The following is a 17,713-nucleotide window of genomic DNA, read 5'->3' as shown; positions in this document are numbered from 1 at the left end:
ACAGGTAATATAAAATTACGTATGAAAACTATTTTGAGGAATCTCTTGAGTGTATTGCGCCGTTTCAAGATGGCGATGCTATTAAATGTATTAGGACTTTCGATAGCTTTTGCCGCTTTCATCTTGATTATGATGCAAGTCGAGTATGACCGGAATTTTGACCGGGGGTATACAGATACGGAATCAATATTCCGGGTGGAAATAATACAGAACGATGGCGATGGACAAGCGATTGTTTGCCGTCCATTGGCGGATGCTTTCATTCAATCCTCTCCACATATTGTCGCAGGGACATTGGTGAATCCATGGGGTGGCGCATTATTTTTCTCTGTGGAAGAGAACGGTGAGCGGAATAGTTTCAAGGAACAATACGTAAGTGTTTATCCAGATTTTACAAAGGTGTTTGATTTTGATTTCTTAGAAGGGAATCAATCGGCCTTGGAAGAACCGACCAGTGTTTTGTTACCGCAAAGCATGGCTTATAAATTATTTGGAAACCAATCGGCTGTCGGTAAACAGTTGGTATTTGAGAATGGCGATAAGCTGACGGTTGGAGGCGTATATAAAGATTTTCCCCGTAATTCGTCCGTACAAAACTGTATTTACCAGAAGATGGATCCGAGGGAAAATATCCAAGAATGGGGAAACTGGAATTATGAATTTTATGTTCGGTTAGACGATCCAAAGAACGCTGAAGGACTGTTCGAGAATTTTGCGGCTCATTTTGATCCTACTCCCGTGAAAGAACATTGGGGTGGGTATCATCTTCGTTTGAACCCATTGCCTGACGTTCATTATACAATGGGTATCCAATATGATACGACTCCTAAATCCAGTAAGCAAACTTTGTTGGTGTTGTTTGCGATCGCTATCGTGATCGTGGTGATCGCTGGCATCAATTTTACAAACTTTAGCACGGCGCTTACTCCAATGCGTATCAAGAGCATTAATACGCAGAAAGTATTGGGTGGCGAAGAGTCTGTGATTCGTCTGGCTTTGATATTAGAGGCCATGTTTATTAGTGTTTTCTCTTATTTTATAGGGTTACTCTTGGTGTATATGACGGGAAAGACAAGTCTCGCATCCTTGATTGATGCGGATATTACGTTGTCGGCACATTGGGGGCTAGTATGGTTAACCGCCCTTATCGCTATAGCGACTGGTATTTTTTCTGGTATCTATCCATCTTATTATATGACCTCTTTCCCTCCGGCTTTGGTATTGAAAGGAAGTTTCGGTCTATCCCCGAAAGGTCGCCAATTACGTAACGTGCTGATCGGTATACAATTTGTAGCTTCATTTGGTCTGATAATCGGTGCTACTTTCATGTATTTGCAGAATTATTATATGCAAAACACCCCTCTCGGTTATGATAAGGATGAGATAATTATTACGAATATGAATAACAATATCCGGAAAAGTCGGGATGCCTTCGCCAGCCAAGTGAAATCTTTCTCCGGTATCGAAGAGGTTACATATGCGGAGATGCTCCTTTCTAGTCAGGACCAATACATGGGATGGGGACGTAAATACCGGGATAAGGATATACAATTCCAATGTCTACCGGTTGAACCTTCTTTTTTGAAGGTGATGAATGTGAAAATATCGGAAGGTCGTGATTTCCGGGAGGAAGATAAGGCGAAACGTTATGGCACGTTTGTCTTTAACGAACGTGCCCGGACGGAATATGGGCTGGAGATAGGATCTTTAATAGATAGTATGGAGATTGTCGGTTTTATGCCGGATGTTAAATTCGCCTCTTTCCGTACGGAGGTAACGCCTATGGCCTTTTTTGTATGGGGTACTAATAATTGGGGAAACCAACCTAATTACGCTTATATAAAGGTAAAGGCCGGCTCTGACTTACGGGGGGCTATGCAACATGTCAAGACTACGCTTCAATCATTTGATCCGGAATATCCGTTTAATGTCCGTTTCTTCGATGAGGTATTGAACGGACTTTATGAGAAAGAGAGAAGCCTCAGTTCATTGATTACCTTATTTAGTTTAATCGCGATCTTTATCTCGGTGGTAGGGGTATTCGGTTTGGTCGTATTCGATAGTGAGTACCGGAAGAAAGAGATCGGTATCCGTAAGGTATTAGGCTCTACTACCGAGGAGATTATCGTGATGTTTAACAAAACATACATACGAATCTTATGTGTTTGTTTTGTTTTGGGGGCGCCGATCGCCGGTTACGTGGTACATCGATGGCTTGAGAATTTCGCTTATAAGACTCCTATGTATTGGTGGGTGTATTTGATCGCTTTTGCTATCATAGCGGTTATCACGATATTGACTGTCACTTTCCAGAACTGGCGTGCGGCGAATGAGAATCCAGTACATAGTATTAAGAATGAATAGAAGATTTTTGTAGAATCATATTGCTGCTTTCATAGAAAAGTATGTGTCCAATAATTGTACAATGGTGTCCAATTATTGGACACTTCTGTTTTATGAATTGAGAATTAATTTATTGAATATTAGTTTGATGTGTAGTTTGGCACGTTATTTGAATATTATTAGATGGATTTGAGTATAATAAATTAAAACAAATACAGCCATGATTAAGATCGAAGGTTTAAGTAAGTTTTTCCGTACGGAAGAGGTTGAGACAATTGCGTTGAACAAGGTTTCTTTGAATATCTTGAAACGAATGAATATCAGCCATCTTATTTAAGGAATACTCTTTTTGGGTCGATTTTAGTATCAATAAAATAGAGCAAGTTATGAAAACAATCATACGCAATTTCATCAATGTATTAATACGTTTCAAGGTGGCTACCTTTTTGAATGTAGCGGGATTAGCGGTCGCTTTCGCCGCGTTTTTAATTATCATGATGCAAGTAAGCTTTGAGCATAACTTCGATCGTTGTCATCCGAACTCGACCCGGATTTATCGGATGGGACTTTCTTTCCCGGATGGAGCGAGCATGATCCATTGCCGCCCGTTGATAGAGTCGTTTATCCACTCTTCCCCGCATATTGAGGCCGGTACGTTAATCAATCCGTATATAGGAGAGATGTATGTGACTGTTACAAGAAAAGAGGGAAAGCAAGGTTTCAAGGAGACGATCATAACTTGCCATCCGGAGATTACCCAGATGTTCCAGTTTACGATGCGTGAAGGAGAATCTTCTTGCTTGTCGGAACCGGAAAAAGCCTTGATACCGGAAAGTATGGCTCACCGGTTATTTGGAAAGGAATCGGCAATTGGAAAGCAGATCGTTCCCGATGGTGGGATCTGGACAAAACCGGGCGTGAAATATTTGGTCGTAGGAGGTGTTTATAAGGATTTCCCGGAAAACACACAGTTGAAGAACGTGATTTATACGGAGATGTCTCCGGATTACGCGCTGACGAATTGGATAAGTAGTAACTATTTCTGTTACGTGATGCTAGATCCTTCTACTTCCCCGAAAGAAGTGGCTGGGAATTTTGATGTCCATTTTGACTATTCGAAGCAATATGGGGATATGGCGAAAGATATACATGCCGAGCTGGTCCCCCTAACCGATATTTATTATATGAACGAGGATTCCAGCGGAAGTTTAGCGAAAAGCGGTAGCGCGGAGAAAGCCCGGTTACTGATGCTGATCGCTTTTCTGGTGATTATTGTGGCGGGTATCAACTTCACGAATTTTAGTACCTCTTTGGCGCCTTTGCGCATCAAGAGTATCAACACGCAAAAAGTTCTGGGGAGTTCTGCTGGCATATTACGTGCTTCCCTGTTATTTGAAGCCGTGGGTATTAGTTTGCTTGCTTTCCTTTGTTCTTTGTTTATCGTTTGGGGATTAGGACATATGGGATGGCTGTATTTTGTGCAAGCGGATACGACATTGACTGCTTACCCCGGTTTAGTAGGTGGCTTAGCTGTATTATCTGTTATAATAGGTCTTATTGCGGGGATCTATCCATCTTTATATATGACTTCTTTCCCTCCGGCATTAGTATTGAAAGGCTCTTTCGGGCTTTCTTCCTCTGGGAAGAAGTTGCGTACGGCATTGATCGGTTTTCAGTTTATCGTTTCTATCGTATTGATTATATCAGCCATGTTCGTTCGTCAACAAAATAGGTTTATGCAAAAATATTCTTTGGGTTTCGACAAAGATCAGGTAGTAGTTGTCGAGCTGAACCGGAATATTATGCATGACCATAAGGATAGCTACGTGGGTGGATTGAAAGAATATCCGGGAATAGAGGATGTGGCGTTCTGTTCCCAGAAGTTTGGATCGGAGGATAGCTATCGTACGTGGGGAGGTGTATATAAAGAGCAGAGTGTTAATTTCACTTCTCTTTCTGTTTCTTGGAATTTCTTCAAAGTAATGGGTATTCCATTGATTGGGGGGCGGATGCCTACCGAGTCTGATGAGAGAGGTAACAACTATAGTTATGTATTCAATAGACAAATGCGGGATAAATGGAACATGGAACCGAATGATATCATGCGGATTCCATGGCTTGAGGAGGAATCGGCCGATGGTTCCGTCATCGGATTTGTAGATGATGTTAAATTTACTTCCTTGCGACAAAGCGTCTCCGAATTAGGTTTTGTTATTAATGAACCTCGTTTGATGCTTTATTCTTTTATTCGTGTGAAAGCGGGAAGCGATATCATGGGCGTGGTGGATCATATCCGTAAGACAGTAGCCCACTTAGATCCCACATATCCTTGTGAGGTAGAATTTTATGATGAGATTTTCGATCATTTATATCATCAAGAACGGAATTTAAGTACGATGATTTTATTGTTTAGCCTGTTGGCTGTGATTATCTGTATTGTCGGTATATTCGGCCTCGTTATATTCGAGACCCAGTATCGCCGGAAAGAGATCGGTATTCGTAAGGTATTCGGGGCCACGGTTCATGAGATCTTGGTTATGTTCAATAAGATTTATTTCCGTATTGTCTGCGTTTGCTTTATCATAGCGGCTCCTTTGGCTTATTATGGCGTACGGAAATGGTTAGAGGGTTTTGCTTATAAAACTCCTATTTATTGGTGGATATTTGCGTTCGCTCTATTAATTGTCTCCTTAATAACGATGTTTACGGTAACTTTCCAAAACTGGCGTGCGGCGAACGCGAATCCGGTGGATAGTATTAAAACGGAATAATAAATGAAACTATAATAAAATGAAAACGATTATTCGAAACTTTCTAAGTGTGTTGAGGCGGTTTAAAATGGCGACCGCATTGAACGTAGCCGGTCTTGCGGTTGCTTTCGCCGCTTTTATCGTGATTTTGATACAGATTAATTTTGAGCGGACTTTTGACCGTTGCCATCCTACGTCCGGGCGGATTTTTAGGGTGGACTTGACCATTCCGGGTACTTTCGGGACAATATTACCCCGTGCCTTTGTGGAGGCTGTCATCCAATCTTCCCCGCATATAGAGGCGGGTACATTGTTGACTCCTTCTTTTGGCCAGAATGGTGTTTATCTCTCGGTGGATAGAAACGGGCAACCGTTTGGGTTTAAGGAAATCGTGACAACCTGCCACGCTAGTTTACCGAAGATATTCGCGTTCCCGATCGTGGAAGGCGATATCGATTGCTTGAAAGATCCCGAGAAAGTAATGGTACCCCGAAGCTTGGCTGACAAGTTGTTTGGGGAAGATATCTCTGTGGTTGGTAAGACGTTGCGAGCGGAAGAAAATATCTGGACTAAATCGGCTAAGCTCTTTACGATTGGTGCGGTTTATAAGGATTTCCCGGAGAACACGCAGCTTCGGAACGTGGTCTATACGGCGATCGATCCGGATTATAATATCAATAATTTTAGCTCAAGTAACTGGGTTTGTTATTTATTGCTTGATAATCCTGCCATGGCAGATGAGGTTGCCGATAATTTCAACCGTCATTTTGATTTCAAGAAGATTTACCATGAAGGAGAACAGATCCGGCTCGTTCCGCTGACTGATATTTATTATATGAATGAGACGCAAGACGGTGGTACATTCCGGAGCGGAAACAAGGAAGTCACGGCCTTATTGTTCGGTATAGCTCTTCTGATCGTCATTGTCGCGGCTATTAACTTCACGAACTTTAGCACTTCTCTGACTCCGTTGCGAATCAAAAGTATCAATACGCAGAAGGTATTGGGTAGTTCGGATACTTTGTTGCGCAGATCTTTATTGATAGAGGCAGCCCTTATTAGTTTTATAGCATGGCTGGTAAGTCTCGTTATCGTTTGGGGATTGGATTGGGCGGAAGCGCTACCTTTTATCGAGGCCGATTTGAGTTTGGTCTCAAATCTTCCGATCGTTTTCTTGTGTGGCATCGTAGCGTTAGTTATCGGTTGGCTGGCGGGTATTTATCCTGCTTATTATATAACTTCTTTTCCTCCGGCCTTGGTGCTGAAGGGCAGCTTCGGGTTATCTCCTTCCGGGCGTAAGTTACGTACGACATTGATTTGTGTCCAGTTCGTTGTTTCGATCGTGTTGATTATCGGGGCTTGCTTTGTACAAATCCAGAATAGTTATATGCGGAATTTCTCTTTAGGATTCGATAAGGATCAGGTAGCTATCGTGGAGCTGAATGAGACAATGTACAATAAGCATCACGATACATATGTGAATCGCTTGAAAGAGAATCCGGGGATCGAGGATGTAGCTTTCGCTATGGAGAAAGTGGGCTCTAAGGACGGGTATAACACGAATGGCGGTAATTATAAGGGTAAGGACTTTCAGTATTTCATAATTATAGCATCTTCCAATTTCTTGCGGGTGATGGGGATTCCGGTTATAGAAGGGAGAGATTTCTCAAAGGCGGACGAACTTTCGGATCATGTGTCTTATATATTCAATCGTACGGCGATGGAGGGGTTGGATATGCAAGTGGGTGACGCGTTCGATAGCTATTCTTCCGGTCATCTTATCGGTTTCTCCGACGATGTGAAATTCACCTCGCTTCGTGGTGGAGAGGATAATATCGCTTTCTTGGTCGGAAACTTTGGTTATTCTTTGCCAATCTCTTATATCCGCTTGAAAGCCGGATCGGACATTCATGCCGTAGTAGGACACATCCAGGAGACGATGAGAGAATTAGACCCTTCCTATCCGTTCAATATCGAGTTCTATGATGAGATCTTTAATCATCTTTACCGGAAAGAGGAGAACCTGCGCGATCTGGTTACGGTCTTTAGTTTACTGGCGATTATTATCTCTTTGGTCGGGGTATTTGGCTTAGTGGTGTTCGAGACTCAATACCGCCGTAAGGAAATAGGTATCCGCAAGGTACATGGAGCTACGGTAGGGGAGATCCTGCTGATGTTTAATAAGGCCTATCTGAGGATTGTAGGTATTTGCTTCGTGATAGCGGCGCCGATCGCTTGGCAGGGCGCGAAGATGTGGCTCGAGGGTTTCGCTTATAAGACTCCGCTTCATTGGTGGGTATTCTTAATCGCCTTATTGATCGTAACCGTAATCACGTTATTGACCGTGAGTTTCCAGAACTGGAAAGCGGCGAACGAGAACCCGGTAAATAGTATCAAGAGCGAGTAATCCACCATCCCATCTTCCACGCCAGCAGCAAGATAAGTAGGGAAAGGACCAAGCAGGCTAATAGCAACCAAACTCCCAATCCGTTTACGAAAAGGATGGGGACGAAGGTGATCAATAAGATCTCTATGGGAGCGATAGGCAGGTAAGCCATCGCATAATCATCCATCGCTTTGCTGGAAAGTTTCGGATCGACGATCCGCAGCAAGGCGATGCCCATGGCCATCGTGCCGGTCCACCATCCCCAAGCGAAAATCATGCGCTCGAACCAAAAGGTCTTGGCTAATCTTCTTCCTAAGAAGAATGTTATGCACCAGACGATCGCCACGCCCGCTATGATGAGTACGATAAGCGGCAAGGCATATTTTACGATCACCCCTAGCTTGATAGACGCTACACCGCAAGCTACCAGCATATCCGTGAAGGAACTGCTCAGCCTCTGGGTCGTCTGCGGACAGATATATCTGGATATGGTTGTTGCGTCGAAGAATTTCTTTAATACTAATCCAATGATAAAGGCACAACTGAAAACAGGTAACTCCAATACCGGATAATACACCTTTACGGTTTGGCTAACCATATATCCCAAAAAAGCCACGACAAACACCAAGGCCACATGGAAAGTCAGCGTATCGATGGATATGGAGGAAGTCGTAGCCTCTCCGATGGAATCCCGCTTATCCTCCGGCAGCAACCCGCTTCTCAACTCATCCGGGAGATCGTCGAAATCCGAGATAAAAGCGGTTTGTTTATGCTTGGCCGCCCATTTGACCATCAGTAAACCTCCGATGATCGAGCAAATAACCCCCACGGTAGCGGTTGTCATGCCTAAACTGCGAGCCTCGTCCCAGCCCAATCCCTCGAACGCAGACCCGATAGCAGCGGCCGTGCCGTGTCCGCCATAAAAGCCTGTCGGCAACATAATGCCGAAAGCGTCATTCAGGTCCGGCCAGATCAGTTTGATCACGTACAATCCGAAAAGGCCTACCAATGCCCATTGCAATAACATACCCACCTGAGCGTACGCCCACATCGGTCCGACTCGTTTCGCTACTTCTTTCATGGAGACGTTCGGGGAAGATAAAGGCAACGCACCGAACACCAAGGCGATAAGGATAGCCGCATAAGTACCTAAGTCATTGGAAAGCGGAATCCACCCCAGTCCATTAGGTCCGAACGCCAGTCCTAGCAAGCCTGCGATCAAGCTGGGGGGTATGAATAATTGTTGTATCAGTTTTACCTTGACTCGTATGAATTTGCCAACCAATAGAAGTATCGAAATGAATCCAAGATCCGTAAAGAGAGTCCAAGGGGTGAACTGTGTTAGGTCTATCATAGTAACTACTTACTTTATGTTCGTTTAAATATCTATTGTACAAATATATTTTATTCTTATGAGAAATACTAGAAATCCAAACGAATTCTATATCTCCATCTCCTTTTTACGATAAACGGAAGGAGAGCAACCCATAACTTTCGTAAACGTACGCGAGAAGTAGGCGGCATCCTCGAATCCCAGATGCGTGGCGATCTCATTCAACTTCATATTCGTTAGCTCGATATATTCACAAGCCTTCTGTATTTTCAAGCGTATGAAGTAATTCATGGGCGAGACCCCGGTCTCGCCAAAGAAGAGAGCAGAGAAGTGAGAAGGGGAATATTTGAAATAAGACGCTAATTCCTTCAAGGTAAGATTCTGCTGGATGTTCTCACGCATATAATGAATAACCCGTGCCGTGAACGGATATTCTTTTTGCGAGGGAATCATGATATGGCGGAATTGCTCCAGATAGATGAAAGAGGCCAGAAAATTGTAAAGGCACATGGAGGAATAAATCATATATTCTTTAATATATCCCATGGAGAAACTGCTATATATCTCCTCAAACAGCCGTAACCGATCTTGTAAACGGGAATATTCATTCGGCGAAATAGTGACCGGAACCGGATGCGACGGCAGGAATTGATCGCGAAGCTTCCCTTGGAAGTGTAACCAGTAAATAGTCCATGGATCTCCCTCGTCTGCCCCGAATGAGTAGGGGATACCGGGAGGGATGATGATATATTGGTATTTCTCCACGGTATATTGTTTACCGAGGATACGATACCATCCTTTTCCCTCCGTACAATAAATAAGCATGGCGTAGTCACAGCCATGTTCTTTTTGGAGAAAATGATATTTAACACGTGGGAAGAAACCGATCTTGCGTACATATAAATTATTGATGAGCGGTTCCCTCCGGTAGCTTGCCAATAGTTCCTCGGGTAAAGAAACGAGCCGTTCTCCCTTAAATCCTTCTTTTATCTTGACCATGATCTATAAATCATAAGATTGTACAAGTAAATCGGAACAAATGTAGTATTCCTTTCTGGATTATTGAAATAATTTTGCCGACATAAATCATAACATAATGCCATGAATAAAATTCTAGTTGTAGTTTCTTTTGTATTTGTATCTTTTTTGTCTTGTACGGGATTAACCGATAGACAGCGATTGGCCAATCAGATATTGTCTGATACGAATTTGTTGAAGGTCGATAGTATGGCTCGTGCTACCATCCGCAATGGTTTTAACGCGGGCAGCGGTTATTCCCAGATATGGGCTCGTGATATGAATACGTTTATAGAGATCGCTTGCGAGGAGAGTGATCCACACGAACTGCGGGAAGCTATCTTATTGTTTTTCGCTCTTCAACAGCCGAATGATGAGATGATCGATGGTTATGTGCTGAAAGAAGATTTTACATAGTATGATGATACGCCTTATTATTCGAATGCCGCTCCGAAACATGTCGCTTTTAAGAATACGGTAGAGACGGACCAAGAGTCTTCCTTGATTCAGATCGTAGGTAAATACATTCGTAAGACGGGTGATCGGGAGATATTGAATGAGAAAGTTGCCGGGAAGACCGTTCTCGAGCGGATGAACGCAATGGTAGATTATCTGATGCGGGAACGATATAATGAGAAATATGGATTGCTTTATGGAGCAATGACCGCTGATTGGGGCGATGTACAGCCGAATGACGATTTCGGATGTGATATGAATGAGCTATCCGATCCGGCCATTGACGTGTATGATAACGCTATGTTTCTTATTGCTTTAGATTATTTATTGGAGATGGCTCCCGATTCTCCGCAAGCTCCTCGTTGGAGAAGTTTACGGGAGGGAATCGCCAAGAACGTACGGACCCATTTATGGGACGAGAAGCGACAGAAATTCATCCCTCATATCTATCCTGAGAAATCGCCGATACCGGAAGGATTCGACGAGCTGGCCATTCATTATCACGGTGGGACGGCTATCGCTATAGAGGCGGGCTTGTTGTCGAAAGACGAGATACGTACCGTAAATGCCCAGATGCTTGAGAATGTTCGCCTGTCGGGTATGCCAAGCATTGGTCTTACCTTATATCCCGTGTATCCGGATGGTTTTTTCCATGGAGGAATGTCAAAGGCTTATCTGTATCAGAATGGCGGGGATTGGACTTGGTTTGGCGGTCGGATGATCCAGCAGCTTGTCGTTAATGGAATGGTTGAGGAGGCTTATGCGGAGATTCATCCGATGATCGAGCGTGTGATCCAAAATGACGGATTCTACGAATGGTATGGCAAAGGCGGTGTCCCCAGCGGCTCTGGTAATTTCAAGGGATCGGCCGGAGTGTTATCTAAGGCGATTGAATTATTAAGGGATTGGGCAGAGAAAAATAAGAGTTAAATACAAGCGTGCAATATTAAATATCAAAAGAGATGAGAAAAAGTAATTATGATAAAATGCCGGTCACCGTTGTAGACGGTACCTTGTGGAAAGGCTGGGAATCGATACGGAAGCGATTGGCGGAGATACATGCAGAAACGAATGGATCACAAGTTTGGGTGGTGGAATGCTACCAAGGGGTTCATCACGAGGAGTTGATGCGTGAACTGCAAGCACTCGCGCCCGATCGTTTTATCAATACGCGAGATTTATTTAAATCGGCAGAAGATATAGAGGCGATGACCTATCCTTATCTGACGGATGACCGGTTGTTTGGCCGCCGGGCTCATTTCTCTTATACGGATTTCTTGGATGAGGAGAAGGTGAACGCCTGCCGGGAGTCCTTGCGTGATGGAAAAGGCTGGACAATCGTTTATGGCCACGCCGCCGCCGAGATCGTTCCCGCTCCGGACAAATTGATCTACGCGGATATGGCTCGTTGGGAGATCCAGATGCGTTCCCGTAGAAAAGAGGTGAACGGGCTAGGTGTGGAAAACCGGGAGGAAGCCCCGTCGTACCATTATAAGCGAGGATATTTTATTGATTGGATTGTTTGCGATAATCTGAAGAAGAAAGTCCTTCCTAAGGTCGATTATTGGTTGGATACCCATATCGTCGGAACACCTAAGATGATTTCCGGGGAGATCTTGAAAGAAGGGTTGGAGAAAACGGCGCATACCCCGTTCCGGGTAGTACCTTTCTTTGATCCGGCTCCTTGGGGCGGCCAATGGATGAAAGAGGTCTGTGATCTGGATAAAAAGCAAGATAACTTCGGCTGGTGTTTTGATTGCGTGCCCGAGGAAAATAGTTTGTACCTGAAAGTTGCCGGAGAGCTGTTTGAGATCCCTTCCAATGACTTGGTATTCTATAAGACGAGAGACTTGCTGGGCGGGCCGGTCGAGGCTCGTTTCGGACAAGATTTCCCGATCCGTTTCGACTTCTTGGATACGATGGGAGGAGGAAACCTAAGTTTGCAAGTGCATCCGGTCACCCAATATATCCGGGATACGTTCGGGATTTATTATACGCAGGACGAGAGCTACTACCTGCTGGATGCCGAGGAGGACGCTACCGTTTATCTGGGATTGAAAACCGGTGTAAATCCGGACGAGATGATCGCTGCCCTAAACGACTCCCAACAGACCGGAAAGCCTTTCGATACGGAGAAATATGTCAACAAATGGCCTGCCAAACGCCATGATCATTATCTGATCCCCGCCGGAACGGTCCATTGTTCGGGAGCTGGTGCCATGGTGCTGGAGATTAGCGCTACTCCAAGTATCTTTACCTTTAAGCTTTGGGACTGGGGCCGCTTGGGATTGGACGGACTGCCTCGACCGATTAATATCGGCCACGGCTCGAAAGTGATCCAATGGGAGCGGCAAACGGAGTTTGTCCGTCATAACTTGATCAACCAAGTGGAGATGATCGCCGAGGGAGACGGTTGGCGGGAGGAGCGGACCGGCTTGCATGAGAACGAGTTCATCGAGACCCGCCGTCATTGGTTCACGGATATCGTGCCTCACAATACGAATGGAGGGGTGCAAGTGCTGAATGTAATCAAGGGAGATGAGTTGATCGTGGAGAGTCCGACAAACGCTTTTGAACCATTCATCGTTCATTACGCGGAGACTTTTATCATTCCGGCTTGCGTGGGTGAATATACGATCCGCCCGTATGGATCGTCCGTAGGTAAATACTGTGGTACTATAAAAGCTTACGTACGATTTAGGCAATAATCACCGTGCCATAGGCATCGCACAACTGTGCCACCCTTGATGGCACGCCAATGCCAACCCTATGGCACGGCTGTGCCACCGTGGTGGCACTGGCGGAACATGGGTAAATAAAGGAATTATGATGTATACAAATGACAATAGAATAGTAATGACATTGGATGCGGGAGGAACGAATTTTGTTTTCTCTGCCATCCAAGGAGGAAAAGAGATAGCCGATCCGGTAGTTCTTCCGGCATGCGCGGATTGTTTAGATAAGTGTTTAGGCAATTTGGTAGAGGGTTTTAAGGCAATTCAGGCAGGCTTGCCGGAAACTCCGGTCGCTATCAGTTTCGCTTTTCCCGGTCCGGCAGACTATCAAGCCGGTATCATAGGCGATTTACCCAACTTCCCCTCTTTCCGGGGTGGAGTAGCGTTAGGCCCGTTTCTGGAAGATATATTCGGGATACCGGTATTTATCAATAACGATGGGAATTTATTCGCATATGGAGAAGCGTTAACCGGAGCCCTTCCGGATATAAACCGCCGTTTGCGGGAGGCAGGAAGCATGAAGCAATATAAGAACCTGCTGGGAGTCACCTTGGGTACCGGTTTTGGTGCCGGGGTTGTCATTAATCAAGAGCTTCTATTGGGAGATAATGCGGCAGGAGGAGATATCTGGTGTTTTCGGAATAAGAAATATCCGGAGTATATCGTAGAGGAGAGTGTCAGCATACGTGCGGTCATGCGAGTATATGCGGAACGATCCGGTGATACGGGAGCGCATACTCCGAAAGAGATCTTTGAGATCGCCGAGGGTATTTGCCCGGGTAACCGGGAGGCTGCTATTACGGCTTTCTCCGAATTAGGGGAGCTAGCGGGGGATGCGTTGGCGTCTGCCATTACTTTAATCGATGGCATCATCGTGATCGGTGGTGGACTATCGGGGGCTTCTAAGTATATTCTCCCTGCTTTGTTGAAAGAATTGAACTCATCTACCGGTATGATGGATGGAAGTCGTTTCGGCCGATTGCAAATGAAAGCTTATCTTTTGGAGGATGCGGAGAGTTTCGCTGATTTCGCTAAAGGAGGAGCTGTCGAGGTACCCATTCCGGGTACCAATCGCAAGGTAGGGTATGATCCTTGTAAACGGATAGGGGTGACCGTAAGTAAACAAGGTGCTAATCGCTCGATCGCTATGGGAGCTTATGTTTTTGCGTTAAACCATCTATCTAAAGGAATATGAGACAAAAATATAGTATAGGACCTGTATGGTTCCTGATGTTTGCGTGTGCTTTCTTCACATCCTGTGTGACACAAGGCAAGAAAGTTCAGCAAGAAGAGCTTAGCCAATATGTAGAACCTCGGATCGGTACGGCGCATTGCCGTTGGTTTCATTTTACCCCGGGAGCGATGCCTTTCGGTATGGCCAAGCCGGCTCCTTCTACGAACGGGCATATCGGGAATAAATCCGGTTGGGAGGCGACCGGTTACGATTATCGGGATCAATCGATCGAGGGTTTCCCCTGCTTGCATGAGTTTCAGATCGGTGGAATCGTACTGATGCCTACGACGGGTCCATTGAAAACAATTCCCGGGGCGGTAGACGACTCGACAGGTATAGGATACCGTTCCCGTTTTGACCGTACGGACGAGATCGCTACCGCCGGTTATTATTCCGTTCTCCTAAAAGATTACTCGATTTGTGCGGAGCTTACCGCTACCCCTCGTGTCGCTATTCAGCGTTATACATTTCCGGCCGGGGAGGATAGCCATATCTTGTTCGATATAGGAAACCGTCAAGGAGAGAGCGGAGCTGTACGGGATGCTGAAATTACTTTTACGGAAGACGGGCGTATCGAGGGCTGGGTGATTACCGAGCCTGAATATGTGAGGAAATATCAACCCGGGGCATCGGTTCCTTTGTATTTCTCGGCGGTGCTGGACAAGGTTCCCGTTGGATTTGGCGCTTTCAACGGAGCGGATATCCGTCCGGATGAACGGAAAGCGACGGGCGTGGGGGCCGGACTTTATCTGACATTCCGTACCCAAGATCAAGAGTCGGTAACCGCTAAAGTAGGTCTTTCTTATACATCCGTGGAGAATGCCCGGTTAAATAGGGAAACTGAGGCCGCTACCCTTACGTTTGACGAGGCAAGGGAAATATCTCGTCAAACATGGGAAGAATATTTGGGACGTATCCGGGTAGAGACTCCAGCGCGAGAGGATAAGGTGAAATTCTATACCGGTTTGTATCACGCTTTATTGGGGCGTGGGTTAGCTAGCGATGTGAATGGCGCTTATCCGAGAAATGATGGCTCGGTAGGACAAATCCCTTTGAAAGACGGGAAACCGGTACATAACTTATACAATACCGATGCCGCTTGGGGAGCGCAATGGAATCTGACACAGGTTTGGGCTTTGGCCTATCCGGAATATTATTCGGATTATATAAGTAGCCATTTGTTGGTGTACAAGGACGCCGGCTGGCTGGCGGATGGAATCGCTAATAGCCGTTATGTCTCCGGGGTTGGTACGAATTTATTAAGTACGATTATCGCTGGCGCTTATCAATGTGGCATCCGGGATTTCGATGTGAATACGGCTTATGAGGCTTGCTTGAAGAATGAGTTGGATGGGGAGAATCGTCCGTTGGGCGCGGGAAAGATCGATACCCGTTATTTCGTGGAATATGGTTATGTACCTCATTTGGATAAAGGGGACGGGCCGGACGAGGCTTTCATGTTTTCCGCTTCCCATACCTTGGAATATGCTTATAGTGCGTGGGCCGTGGCCCAATGGGCGAAGCAACTGGGTAAGACGGACGATTATAACCGTTTGATGGACTTATCGAAAGGCTGGGAGCGTATCTATGACCCTTCCTGTAATTTTGTCCGTCCTAAAAAGAAGGATGGTACGTTTATCGAGGACTTCAATCCGATGCAAGTATGGCGCGGATTCCAAGAAGGTAACGCTTGGCAATATACATTCTATGTACCGCACGACGCGAAAGGCTTGGTCGCAAAAGTAGGTGCGGACGTGTTTAACCATCGGTTGGATAGTATCTTCACGGTGTCTCGTAAATTAATCTTTAGCGGAGGCACGGAAGTAGGGGCTTTCGCCGGTTTGCAAACCTTGTATAACCAAGGAAATCAACCTTGTTTGCACATCTCTTGGATGTTCAACGAGGCCGGTCGTCCCTCGCTTACGCAAAAATGGGTGCGGGCGATCTTGAATGAGTTCTATGGTACGGATGGCATCCACGGTTATGGCTACGGACAAGATGAGGATCAAGGCCAGCTCGGGGCTTGGTACGTGATCTCTTCCTTAGGCTTATTCGATATGAAAGGCTTGACGGATCAAGCGCCTTCTTTCGCTTTGGGTAGTCCTTTGTTCGATAAGATTACGATCCGGCTGAATGACCGCTATTATAAAGGGAAGGAATTCGTGATCGAGACTCGTAATAATAGTAAGCAAAATGATTACGTGCAATCCATGGACTTAAACGGGAAACCATTGACGGATACTCGTATTCCTTTCTCGGAGATTGTTCAAGGTGGACATTTGGTTTTAGAAATGGGTAACCAACCAAAAGATCGATATGAGAACTAAAAGTACGAACTCCGCTATATTCCCGATCCTTTTCGGCTTTTTCGTGATGGGATTCGTGGATGTCGTGGGAATTGCCACGAATTATGTGAAGATGGACTTTGGTTTGTCCGATACGTTGGCGAACCTATTGCCCATGATGGTCTTTCTTTGGTTCGCCCTGTTCTCTGTCCCTACCGGTATCTGGATGGGACGGCACGGGCGTAGGAATACGGTGGTCGTAGCCTTGGCTATCACAACCTTGGCGATGCTGATACCTCTATTCTTCTATGACTTTGCTTGTATCTTGTTTGCGTTCGCTTTGCTGGGAATTGGAAATACGATCTTGCAAGTGTCCTTGAATCCGATGGTAGCGCGGGTGGTAAATCCGGATAAAGTAACGAGCGTGCTTACTTTAGGGCAGTTTATTAAGGCGGTATCTTCCTTCTTAGGGCCGATTATTGCAGGTATAGCTTCTTCTTTCTGGGGAGATTGGAAGTTGATATTCATTGTCTATTCGGTGACTACCTTGTTATCTATCATCTGGTTGATAACGACTATTCCGGGTAAAGAGGAAGGAGAGGGGCAAGAAGCCTCGTTCGCCTCTACGTTAGCTTTATGTAAAGATGCTAGGATACGGATGCTTTTCTTGGGGATTCTGTGTATTGTCGGGATCGATGTCGGTCTGAATACGACGATCCCTAAGCTATTGATGGAAAAGTTATCCATGCCGTTGCAAGAGGCCGGATTAGGGAGTAGCCTTTATTTCGCCGCTCGTACCGGAGGCTCTTTCCTGGGGGCTATATTGTTGGCGAGGATCTCGTCACGACCCTTCTTAAGGGGGAGCATGCTTATCGCTATCCTTGCTTTCGTAGGATTGCTTATCTCGGATAGCTTGTGGGGCATGGGCGTTATGATCGTACTGGTTGGCTTGGCTTGCTCGAATGTGTTTTCGATCCTGTTCTCTTTTGCGTTGGAACATCGGCCGGAGCAATCGAACGAGGTCTCGGCCTTGATGATTATGGGTGTATCAGGAGGCGCTTTGATTACGCCTTGTATGGGAGGCATAGCCGATATGTTCGGACAGGTAGCCGGCTTGATGCTATTATTAATATGTATGTTGTATATAGGACTTATATCAATAAAAACACGATAA

The 17,713-nt window shown here is 45.4% G+C and carries 11 protein-coding genes and 1 pseudogene; 10 read left to right on the top strand and 2 right to left on the bottom strand.

The window, feature by feature from the left end:
- Positions 1–21 precede the first annotated feature (21 nt).
- The 4 genes and pseudogenes from DWY79_RS09665 to DWY79_RS09655 all read left to right on the top strand — a co-directional run bounded on the left by DWY79_RS09665 (position 22) and on the right by DWY79_RS09655 (position 7,500).
- Positions 22–2,364 (top strand): ABC transporter permease, encoded by a 2,343-nt coding sequence (locus DWY79_RS09665; RefSeq protein ID WP_122369264.1) that lies wholly within the window; start codon positions 22–24, stop codon positions 2,362–2,364.
- A 199-nt stretch (positions 2,365–2,563) separates the two neighbouring features.
- Positions 2,564–2,647, top strand: a pseudogene (locus tag DWY79_RS22740) (ABC transporter ATP-binding protein); the annotation flags it as partial.
- A gap of 82 nt (positions 2,648–2,729) precedes the next feature.
- On the top strand, positions 2,730–5,114 hold the full coding sequence (locus DWY79_RS09660; protein WP_122369263.1) for an ABC transporter permease: 2,385 nt from the start codon (positions 2,730–2,732) through the stop codon (positions 5,112–5,114).
- 19 nt (positions 5,115–5,133) lie between these two features.
- A complete protein-coding gene (locus DWY79_RS09655) occupies positions 5,134–7,500 on the top strand; it encodes an ABC transporter permease (RefSeq protein ID WP_122369262.1) in 2,367 nt (788 codons plus the stop codon).
- Here DWY79_RS09655 and DWY79_RS09650 read toward each other — a convergent pair.
- Together DWY79_RS09650 and DWY79_RS09645 are read right to left on the bottom strand one after the other, a co-directional pair.
- Positions 7,487–8,833: a sodium/glutamate symporter gene (locus DWY79_RS09650; protein ID WP_005858025.1), complete on the bottom strand. Its 1,347-nt coding sequence runs from the start codon at positions 8,831–8,833 to the stop codon at positions 7,487–7,489. The genes DWY79_RS09655 and DWY79_RS09650 overlap by 14 nt on opposite strands.
- 87 nt (positions 8,834–8,920) lie before the next feature.
- Positions 8,921–9,811, bottom strand: coding sequence for an AraC family transcriptional regulator (locus tag DWY79_RS09645; RefSeq protein WP_005866402.1), 891 nt, complete (start codon positions 9,809–9,811; stop codon positions 8,921–8,923).
- 102 nt (positions 9,812–9,913) lie between these two features.
- Between DWY79_RS09645 and DWY79_RS23015 the strand changes: the two genes are divergently transcribed.
- From DWY79_RS23015 to DWY79_RS09620, 6 genes are all read left to right on the top strand, one after another.
- The gene (locus tag DWY79_RS23015; RefSeq protein ID WP_233563958.1) at positions 9,914–10,246 is read left to right on the top strand and encodes a hypothetical protein; all 333 of its coding nucleotides are present in this window, start codon (positions 9,914–9,916) and stop codon (positions 10,244–10,246) included.
- Positions 10,247–10,330: 84 nt separating this feature from the next.
- Positions 10,331–11,215, top strand: a complete 885-nt coding sequence (locus tag DWY79_RS09640; RefSeq protein WP_233563957.1) for a hypothetical protein — start codon at positions 10,331–10,333, stop codon at positions 11,213–11,215.
- A gap of 32 nt (positions 11,216–11,247) precedes the next feature.
- On the top strand, positions 11,248–12,993 hold the full coding sequence (locus DWY79_RS09635) for a class I mannose-6-phosphate isomerase (RefSeq protein ID WP_122369261.1): 1,746 nt from the start codon (positions 11,248–11,250) through the stop codon (positions 12,991–12,993).
- Between the two features lie 118 nt (positions 12,994–13,111).
- Positions 13,112–14,215: an ROK family protein gene (locus DWY79_RS09630; RefSeq protein ID WP_121962266.1), complete on the top strand. Its 1,104-nt coding sequence runs from the start codon at positions 13,112–13,114 to the stop codon at positions 14,213–14,215.
- Positions 14,212–16,581, top strand: coding sequence for a GH92 family glycosyl hydrolase (locus DWY79_RS09625; protein ID WP_083434124.1), 2,370 nt, complete (start codon positions 14,212–14,214; stop codon positions 16,579–16,581). The genes DWY79_RS09630 and DWY79_RS09625 overlap by 4 nt, the downstream gene beginning before the upstream one ends.
- Positions 16,571–17,713 carry a sugar MFS transporter gene (locus DWY79_RS09620; protein ID WP_005866412.1) on the top strand — a complete coding sequence of 381 codons (1,143 nt, stop codon included), beginning with the start codon at positions 16,571–16,573 and terminating at the stop codon, positions 17,711–17,713. The genes DWY79_RS09625 and DWY79_RS09620 overlap by 11 nt, the downstream gene beginning before the upstream one ends.

It is taken from the genome of Parabacteroides sp. AF27-14 (assembly GCF_003635425.1).
In the GTDB taxonomy this organism is placed as follows: Bacteria; Bacteroidota; Bacteroidia; order Bacteroidales; family Tannerellaceae; genus Parabacteroides; species Parabacteroides distasonis.
Note: the sequence above shows the minus strand (reverse complement) of the source record. Positions and strands in the feature narration are given on the sequence as shown.

What these genes read in the sequence shown, in the direction of transcription:
- DWY79_RS09665 (WP_122369264.1), top strand. Translation starts at nt 22, where the DNA reads ATGAAAACTATTTTGAGGAATCTCTTGAGTGTATTGCGCCGTTTCAAG.
- DWY79_RS09650 (WP_005858025.1), bottom strand. Translation starts at nt 8,833, where the DNA reads ATGATAGACCTAACACAGTTCACCCCTTGGACTCTCTTTACGGATCTT.
- DWY79_RS09660 (WP_122369263.1), top strand. Translation starts at nt 2,730, where the DNA reads ATGAAAACAATCATACGCAATTTCATCAATGTATTAATACGTTTCAAG.
- DWY79_RS09630 (WP_121962266.1), top strand. Translation starts at nt 13,112, where the DNA reads ATGATGTATACAAATGACAATAGAATAGTAATGACATTGGATGCGGGA.
- DWY79_RS23015 (WP_233563958.1), top strand. Translation starts at nt 9,914, where the DNA reads ATGAATAAAATTCTAGTTGTAGTTTCTTTTGTATTTGTATCTTTTTTG.
- DWY79_RS09645 (WP_005866402.1), bottom strand. Translation starts at nt 9,811, where the DNA reads ATGGTCAAGATAAAAGAAGGATTTAAGGGAGAACGGCTCGTTTCTTTA.
- DWY79_RS09625 (WP_083434124.1), top strand. Translation starts at nt 14,212, where the DNA reads ATGAGACAAAAATATAGTATAGGACCTGTATGGTTCCTGATGTTTGCG.
- DWY79_RS09620 (WP_005866412.1), top strand. Translation starts at nt 16,571, where the DNA reads ATGAGAACTAAAAGTACGAACTCCGCTATATTCCCGATCCTTTTCGGC.
- DWY79_RS09655 (WP_122369262.1), top strand. Translation starts at nt 5,134, where the DNA reads ATGAAAACGATTATTCGAAACTTTCTAAGTGTGTTGAGGCGGTTTAAA.
- DWY79_RS09635 (WP_122369261.1), top strand. Translation starts at nt 11,248, where the DNA reads ATGAGAAAAAGTAATTATGATAAAATGCCGGTCACCGTTGTAGACGGT.